This window comes from Microbulbifer mangrovi (assembly GCF_002009015.1).
Classification (GTDB): Bacteria; Pseudomonadota; Gammaproteobacteria; order Pseudomonadales; family Cellvibrionaceae; genus Microbulbifer; species Microbulbifer mangrovi.
On sequence record NZ_LZDE01000154.1, the window covers coordinates 1 to 3,741 of the forward strand.

Annotated in this window: 2 protein-coding genes; one reads left to right on the forward strand and one right to left on the reverse strand. The window is 59.1% G+C overall.

The window, feature by feature from the left end; translation table 11 throughout:
- Positions 1-104: 104 nt before the first annotated feature.
- Positions 105-2,726 (reverse strand): endo-1,4-beta-xylanase, encoded by a 2,622-nt coding sequence (locus tag B4U49_RS01000; RefSeq protein ID WP_158078524.1) that lies wholly within the window; start codon positions 2,724-2,726, stop codon positions 105-107.
- Between the two features lie 596 nt (positions 2,727-3,322).
- Here B4U49_RS01000 and B4U49_RS01005 point away from each other — a divergent pair.
- On the forward strand, positions 3,323-3,741 hold a 419-nt coding region (locus B4U49_RS01005), incomplete at its 3' end, for a TonB-dependent receptor plug domain-containing protein (RefSeq protein WP_239692419.1).

Consider the following 3,741-nt stretch of genomic DNA (forward strand, 5'->3'; position numbering starts at 1 on the left):
GACGCAGCGTACAGGGATGTATTAACAGCGGTTTTGAAAACGGATCCCCGGTGCTCTGCCGCCACAAAGCGCGGCTACGAAGTTATTATCGAGTTACTTAGGAGCTACTGAGGTGTTACCGAAAACTCATCGATATAAAAGGTTTCTATGGCTGCAGGGATGCCTTCAAAGTAGGCCCGCAACTCATTCACCGAGCAGTCTCCGGGCACCTCGATGGTGCCAGTCAACTCCGTCCAGCTATTCGCCGCCATCGCCTCCGCAGACGCAATACCCACATACGCATCATCCGCACCCTCACAGGCCAGCTTGTGGGTAAACGTCACCGGTGCCGCATCCGGCCCGGAATGCTGTATCCACACCGACACATCGTAAATCGTGCCCGGTAACACCGCCGCCGTCAGATCGTAAGAGGGCATCGAGTTTTCCACCCGCTCTGAAACCTTCAGGCTCTGAGAGCCCGCCTGTGCCTGCTCATCACTCAGTGCCAGCACCGTGCCACCGCTCCACCAGGCACTCCAGTTGCCCGCAACCGCAGAACCCTCAAAACCGCCGTCGTTGATCAGATTGCCATCGCCGGTTTCTTCACCGGAAACCGGCGCAGTCACCTGCACATTATCGATATACACATCTGTACCCGACGTTGTGTTTTCCAGATATACCAGCACTTCAGTAGGCTCGCAGGCCGCCGGGATTTCCAGGGTTGCCGTCAGTTCCGTCCAGGTATCTGCCGGGATGTCCGCATTGTCCGTCAGCCAGCTGTAACTGTCCGACAGACCTGCACAAGCGAGCTTGCGCGTTACCGTCACACGGTCCGCCGCGCTCAGGTTTACCCACAGACTGACCGGGTAACTGCCACCGGCTTCGACGCCACCGGTCAGGTCGTAAAGCGCGTAAGCGCCACCGCCAAACCCGGAAGCGAGCAGGCTGCGATTACCGGTCTGCGATTTGTCAGCGGAGGTACTCAGTGCGCCGCCGGCCCAGCCGGCGCTCCAGCCATCTGCACCCTGCTCGAAGTCGCCGTTGCTTACCAGGTTGGCAACAGGCTCTGCGCCCGCCACACCGAAACGCAGCCAGTCGATATTGCCCACACCGCTCACATCGTTGAAACGGATATACACATCGTGGCTGCCGGCAATGGGGGCCCAATCTGCGGCCACGGTAAGGTAATCATCCCAGCCATTGGTAGGCGGTAACTCAACGCGCAGCGCGTTGGCGCTATCCAGGCTGTCCAGGCGCACGGAAAGGCTGCCGGTGTTACCTGCACCTTTTGCGTAATTCACGCTAAAGCTGTCCCAGGAGTCTTTAAATTCCACGCTTTCAAACAGAATCCAGTCGCCCACATCGGTGTGTGCCACGGCGTTGCCAGTGGCTAGCACCCCGCGGCCCTCGTCATACAATTCCGCTTCGAGGGTGAGCAGGTTTTCCGTACCGGACCAGCCGGCGGGCACATATTCCGGCACCAGCAAATCGCAGTTTTCCTCTTCGCCCAGGTAGCAGTTCAACCATTGCAGGCCTGCACGCTCGCTACCGTCACTGGCCAGCAGCCAGGCCTCGCTGCGCCACATATGGCCCTCGCGGTAACCCCAGTGGGTGACGCCGGCGACGGCGGGGTGCTCCCAGAAAACCCGGAACAGTTCACGCAATTTGTTGGCGTGGCGCGCATCGTCGGCGAAGTTGATGTCCAGCTCGGAGATATAGATCGGCAGTCCGGCGCTGGCCAGGGTATCCAGGTTGGCTTCCACATCGGCGCCGAGGGATTGCTCAAGGAAGTGCGCCTGCACGCCGACCCCGTCGAGTAGCTCGCGGCCGTGCAGCAGTTCCACCAGTGCCAGATAGTCTTCGCTGGCATCTTCCAGATTGAGGATGTTGTAGTCGTTGAGGATCAGCTTGGAATCCGGGAAGTGCGCACGGGCGAGTTCGAAAGCGGTAATCAGCCAGTCCCAACCGGTTTCGCCATCGCCCCCGAGGGCTTCTTTATAGGCGGGCGGGGCATGCAGCGGTTCATTCACCACATCGATCATATCCGGGTTCGGGTAGCGCTCGGCAACGGCCGCGATCCACTCTTCGATTTCAGCGCGCTGCTCCTCGCTGCTCAGGCCATCCAGCCAGCCGGGCTGCTGTTGGCCCCAGAACAGCGTGTGGAATTTGAAGCCCAGGTCGTTGTCACCGGCAAACGTGTGTGCGGTATCCAGCGCGGTCCATTCCATGATGTCCCGCTCGGCTTCCACACTGCCCCACTTGCCCGCATTGCCGGGGGTGATCTGGCTGAAATAGGTGGTGAGCTGGTTGTAATCACCGGCGTCTTCGATAGCGGTGCCGAAGAACTTGTTCAGCGCGGGCAACACGGTGACGGTCACTCTATCTGCTGGACTGGTTGCGCCGCCGTCGTCATTGACGCGCAGTTCAAAGGTCAGGGTAATCGTCTCGTCGGTGGCCGGAGCGGTAAAACTGGCGGTGCCACTGACATCGGTGTCCAGGGTGACGGAGGGGCCGGAAGCCTGGCTCCAGTTGTAGCCGGCGATACTGCCATCCACATCACTGCCTGCGCCGGTCAGAGTGACGACGCTCCCGGAGGAGGCCGTCAGGTTGGCACCGGCTTCGGCAACCGGCGGCGTATTGTTATCTGTGGTTGGCGACGCGTTTGGCCCTTTGACCTTTCTTTCGGTACAGCCGGCGGAGGCAATCGCCAGTGTCAGTACTGCGGTTGTGAACAGCGTGTTTTTCATGGTCGATACCCTTCCCGTTGGCCCGGTATTCCGGGCTTTTTTTTTGTTGATACGGTAACGGCAACTGACGCGTTGAGAGATGGGGCTGGCCCGGGCGGCGGAATTCGTCGGACGCACACGGGTAAGTGTGCCCGGTGCATGGGCATTGCTTGTCATCGCTACATTCGCGCAAGTGCTTGTTATTTTTCACTGCGCCGGATTCTCTGGCGCCGATATCAGGTGCACTGCTGCAGGTGGCCTCAGGGGATCACCTTTCGGTAACGCTACCATTCGATGTAAACGTTTACAACGAATGGCGTAAAAAACCTTTAGTTGCCAGGGAATTCCCGCAGTTTCCGTGTTTGAAAGTCCTTGACAGGGAGGTGTGCGCTGAATAATTCTAGAAATTGTTAGCGGTACCAAAACAATAATCGAGCGGTTAAAACGTAAAAATAACAAGCCGCCGCAAACGTTCTCAGGCCATGGGTGAGCCCGCGGCTGACGGGCCTGGGTACGACGGCGACAAGCGAGATGGGGGCACATCCGTGTTCAATAATAAACGGCGCAAAAACCAGCAGCGCAATAGAAACCAGTTCAACCGAAACCGGCTTTCCGAAGTGATCATCGCGCTGGCGGCGACCACCTTCAGTGCGCAGCAGGCGCTCGCCCAGGAAGAAACCGAGGACACCGACAGCGATACCGCGCAGGCGATCGAGGAGGTCGTTGTCAGCGGTGTGCGTTACAACCTGCAGAATGCCCAGGATATCAAGCGCGACGCAGATACCTTCGTCGACTCCATCTCCTCCGAAGATATGGGCTCACTGCCGGACCGCAGTGTACTGGAAGCCATGCAGCGCATGCCCGGGGTCTCTATCGAACGCTTTGCCGGCGCCGACGACCCGGACCACTTTGGTGTGGAAGGCTCCGGGGCAATTATCCGCGGTATGACCGCAACCCGTTCCGAATTCAACGGCCGCGATTCCTTCACCGCCAACTCCGGACGCGGACTCTCGTTCCAGGATGTTCCGCCGGAATT

What these genes read in the sequence shown, in the direction of transcription:
- B4U49_RS01000 (WP_158078524.1), bottom strand. Translation starts at nt 2,726, where the DNA reads ATGAAAAACACGCTGTTCACAACCGCAGTACTGACACTGGCGATTGCC.